Annotated in this window: 1 protein-coding gene; it reads left to right on the plus strand. The window is 45.5% G+C overall.

All coding sequences use genetic code 11. From position 1 onward, the window contains the following. Window positions 1-285: 285 nt before the first annotated feature. Window positions 286-1,131: site-specific integrase (locus tag DXA74_RS16000; RefSeq protein WP_118529117.1), on the plus strand; the 846-nt coding region annotated here is incomplete at its 3' end.

Below are 1,131 nucleotides of genomic sequence, written 5' to 3' on the forward strand. Positions count from 1 at the left end.
CCTGTCTCTCCGCTGAACGTGCTGGACAGAAATGGTCAGCAAACGGACAAAAAGCTACAAATCAATGATTTGTGGCTTTTTTTATTGCCCGAAAGTCCTGCTTCCAAGACTTCAAAAGTACGGTAAAAGACAAAGTTTCGTTACTAAATCGTTACCTGTTCCCTACCGGACAAAAACGGTAACGAATTGTCCATAAATGACCTGATAATGACTATATTAGTCCATAGTCTGCATAACTCGAAAACGAGAGGTAAAAACTAATTTTGCAACTAAAAATTTTGAGTTATGAAATCGACATTCAAGGTTCTTTTTTATTTGAAGAAAGGTTCTGAAAAGAAAAACGGCGAGGTTATGATTATGGCACGCATCACCATAGACGGCAAACTTTGCCAGTTCAGTACGAAACAGAGCATCCAGCCCGACAACTGGAGCATTGCTGCGGGCAAAGCCAAAGGCAGGGATGCCGGGAGGATAAACGCCCTTTTGGACGACATACGTTCTTCCCTGAATACCATTTACCACGAAATGCAGCGGCGTGACAACTACGTGACCGCCGAGAAAGTGAAAAACGAGTTTTTAGGTCATAGCGAGAGCCACGAAACAATCCTTTCATTGTTCCAAAAGCACAATGACGATGTGAAGCAGCTTGTGGGCATATCCAAGACGATAGCGACCTACCGCAAGTATGAAGTGACCCGCCGCCACCTCGCTGAATTTATCCAAAGCAAGTACAACGTATCGGACATATCCATAAAGGAGATAAGCCCGATGTTCATTACCGATTTTGAGTTGTATTTGCGTACCGCCTGCAAGTGCGGCTACAACACCACCGCCAAGTTCATGCAGTTCTTCAAGCGTATCATCATCATTGCCCGCAACAACGGCATACTGGTGGGCGACCCGTTCGCCAGCTATAAAATCCGGCTGGAGAAAGTGGACAGGGGTTATCTGACAGAGGACGAGATAAAAATCATCCTTAAAAAGAAAATGGTTTCCGAACGGCTGGAACACGTCAGGGACTTGTTCGTCTTTTCCTGTTTCTGCGGTCTGGCATACAGCGATGTCGCCAACTTGCGGCAGGAGAATATCCAAAAGTCCTTTGACGGCAACCTTTGGATAATCACCAAGCGG

The sequence above is a fragment of the Bacteroides sp. OF04-15BH genome, from assembly GCF_003477995.1.
In the GTDB taxonomy this organism is placed as follows: domain Bacteria; phylum Bacteroidota; class Bacteroidia; order Bacteroidales; family Bacteroidaceae; genus Paraprevotella.